Below are 3,301 nucleotides of genomic sequence, written 5' to 3'. Positions count from 1 at the left end.
TGATCTCCACCGTGTCCGGCGCGGAATCCCCAACGCCGTCATTCACCACAAGGCTGAAGCTCAGCACCTCGTCGGCCGCACCCGCAACCAGCGTCGGCGCGGTGAAGCCGGGGCTCTCCGCCGTCGCATCGTCCAGCGTCACCGACGGGCCGCCGGTCTGGGTCCAGGACCAGGTCAGGCTCTGACCGTCATTGTTGGCATCCGAGCCCGAACCGTCGAGCGTCACCGACGCGCCCGAAGCCACCGAGGCATCCGGGCCCGCATCCGCCGTCGCCGCAACATCCGAAGGCGCGCTCACCGTGATCTCCACCGTGTCCGGCGCGGACGTGGCTCCGTCGTCGTCTGTGACCACGAGTTGAAAGATATGTGTTTCAGGGCCGTCGCCGGGGATCAGCGAGCTGTCGGTGAAAGTCGGGTTCTGCGCGGTCGTATCCGATAGAACTGCATTGGCTGCATTGCCGGTGCCGCCGGTGCGGGTCCAGGCATAGCTTGTGATGGAGCCGTCGGCATCGGTGCCCGACCCGCTCAGGGTAACCTGCGTCCCCGACACCACAGACTGCGCCGCCCCGGCATCAGCCACCGGTGCCGCGTTGGGATTCAACAATGACCCGGACCCGATCTTGTATTCATATGTTCCTGCCGGGAGTTCGAACGTATCGGTTGTCAATGTGAATGTGAACCCGATGTAATTGTCAGTCTCGAACGTGCCGTCGGCCCCGTTCTGTTGAAACCCCGTGATGTTACTCTCTGGGGTGCCGAGGCAGTAGTCTGCAAGCTCCCTCTTGCCCAATGGCATGCCCCAGGATTGCACGGTTCCATTGTCCCACCGGGTGCCCTCCGGTTCAAAAAACTCAACCACTAGGGAGGCAGATTGTTGCGCGCTGTTTACGCGCTTATCGACAATGCAAAAACCGAGATACTCATAGGTTGACTCATCATCCAACGCCGTAAACGCCCGGGCATTTCCAACTTGCAGAAGGGCCGCAATCAACGTGAGGCAAAAAAACGCGCGCATGGTATCAGCCCTCCTTGGGCGTAGGCGAGGGGTCGCCGATGAAAGGTTAAAGTCACTCGCATGAGGGGTTCATGCGCCGTAGGAATGGATTGTGGTCAGATTCTGTCCGTGCTGCGGCGCGGCGACGTAGATTGATAGTTTTTCGTGCGTCACTCAGGCCATGATAAAGGCCGTTCTTGACGGGGTATTGCCGCCAAACGCCCGGCCGCCGTGGCGGGACTTTGCGCCCACATTCGTCAAACCAACGGCGGGCATGTACGGGCCGCAGGACGGGACGAGACACACAGATCGTTGCCCGTGTGCCGCCCAAGTCGAACGGTCTTTTAGTTCGGTGGTGTTGGTATGCTGTCACTGCGCCTGCTCGCTCTCGCCGATCCTCGTCCTCCGGCGGACCGGGATCGATTCTCGGATGCTCTATTGACGCAAAGCGACGGACGCCGATACGGTCAATTCGGGCACAATTGGCCCGGTCTACGGGCGAGCTTCAAGCACCGGGGGATCAGCAATTTTCCGCTGATGCAATCAGGTCACACATTCGTGATGCGTGGGTGATTGTTCTCCTCCGTTGGCAAGAGATGCGCCACAGGTGCAAGGCCACTTCTCGATTTTGCCGAGATACCGCCAGCGAAAAGTCGGGTGGATACAGCCCCAACCCCTCACTATCGCCACCTCCTGCAGGTGCTCTTGGCCTGCAGGATCTGTCCGATATTGCGCCCGTCGGCAAGATAGCACGTGCCGACATGTCGGTCATACGATCTCTTGCCGCTCAATCTGCACGGTACCGTTTCCGAGTGCACAAGCGTGCATACGCTTGGTCGCCCTGTTGCCCGCCATACTGCCGCTCTCGGCACAGTCGAGCTTGGCGATCCTGACTGGAACATAAGCGACTTCGATCGTGTTACCGTCGCGCACATATGTGACATGCCCTTCGATTGATCGCCCTGAAGATACCATATCCTGCCTCGTCCTGTTAACACCTTGCCAGACATCACCACCGTGCAAAATCGTAACATTTGGCACGAGCGACCCCCCCGAAGTGACATTGGAGCCAGCCGTGCCCAATGGTCAGGGGCCAGGATCACCGCAGACAACGGGGTGCCAGCTCATATTCGGTGTATACACTCACGAAGCGGGCTTCCTAATGGAACGAGGCAGCCCCGCCGGTGTTTAAAAGGAAATGTAGTTCAAGGATTGGATCTTTTATGCACGCCACCAAAATCATCTTCGTGATCGTCGGACTTGCCGCGTTCGGTGCTGCGACGGAGCGTGGCTCCGCACAGGAAGCGGAGGCTGCCTTCGACGGGCTGGATGCGGATCAAAGCGGCGCCATCACCTGGGCGGAAGCCTACGAAGTCCGCACAGGCCAGTTCATGGACATGGACGCGGACATGGATGGTATCCTGACCGTGGATGAGTTTCAGGGACCGGCCCGGCCGCTTTCGGCTTTCGATACTGATGAAGACGGAAAGCTGCATCTGGCTGAATTTCTTGAAGGTCACCGAAATATGTTTGAAAGGTTCGACGAGGATGCGAACGGTTCTCTGACCTTCGACGAATTCGAAGCGGCACAGAGCGCGGCACGAGACAATTGAAGTTGGACACACATTCTGCGCTAGCTGAGGAACTCACATGCCAGGGCCCTTCTCGGGCAGGCAATTGTCCTCGCCGAGCCAGGCATCGAGACGGTCCGCCACTCTTGGTAGCGATCGGAACTCCGACCTGAGCCGCGCCGCCTGCCCGCTTCGAGGCGACTTCAGAACACGCGGCAGTCACCCGATCGATCCGCGCCATGGTCCGCGCCCACGCAGCGACGATGGATCGTGTCGAAGGTTGTACAATACAGGCGGCGGAGATCCCGGGTGGCGCGGTATTGATCGTGACCGGGTCCGACCCTGACCGCATCAGGGCCCTCGGGTTCATGGGCCTGATGACAGTTGGCATGCATCATTAAGCCCGCCACCTCGCACTAGCGACCGGGCTGAATCCGCACGCTCATTGAGTCCGACCAGGACACAAAGTGCGCCACATCAAGCGGATGCGACTCCGGTAGGCCGAGTCATGATTGATGGGCAATGCGCAAAGTGCGATTCTGGATCAAATGGAAACAATGACTTAGGGTGGAGAACGTTCGAACCCGGTCCCGTCCCCTCCGCCACTTGCCCTCGCGAAAGCGTTCTCCCGATCCGGCTGTGGCCGAATTTTCTCGTTGTTTTCGAGGGTTATGCGGGAGGAGCTGAACACTGGCTCGGGTGTTGGGAGGCGTGAAAGTGGTCTCTCAGGGCCGAT

General features: G+C 59.6%; 2 protein-coding genes. One reads left to right on the top strand and one right to left on the bottom strand.

The genetic code is table 11. The annotated features are described in order from the left end of the window. Positions 1-1,015: PKD domain-containing protein (locus BMW66_RS19730; protein WP_175483342.1), on the bottom strand; the 1,015-nt coding region annotated here is incomplete at its 3' end. A 1,202-nt stretch (positions 1,016-2,217) separates the two neighbouring features. Here BMW66_RS19730 and BMW66_RS19720 point away from each other — a divergent pair. Further along, the gene (locus BMW66_RS19720) at positions 2,218-2,607 is read left to right on the top strand and encodes an EF-hand domain-containing protein (protein ID WP_093120870.1); all 390 of its coding nucleotides are present in this window, start codon (positions 2,218-2,220) and stop codon (positions 2,605-2,607) included. The last annotated feature ends 694 nt before the right edge of the window (positions 2,608-3,301 follow it).

Origin of the sequence: Salinihabitans flavidus (assembly GCF_900110425.1) — a bacterium.
Classification (GTDB): Bacteria; Pseudomonadota; Alphaproteobacteria; order Rhodobacterales; family Rhodobacteraceae; genus Salinihabitans; species Salinihabitans flavidus.
The sequence above is the reverse complement of the archived record's forward strand: the minus strand, read 5'-3'. Positions and strand labels throughout refer to the sequence as shown.

Bases quoted from the DNA above. Each gene is read 5' to 3' on its own strand.
- BMW66_RS19720 (WP_093120870.1), top strand. From the start codon at position 2,218: ATGCACGCCACCAAAATCATCTTCGTGATCGTCGGACTTGCCGCGTTC.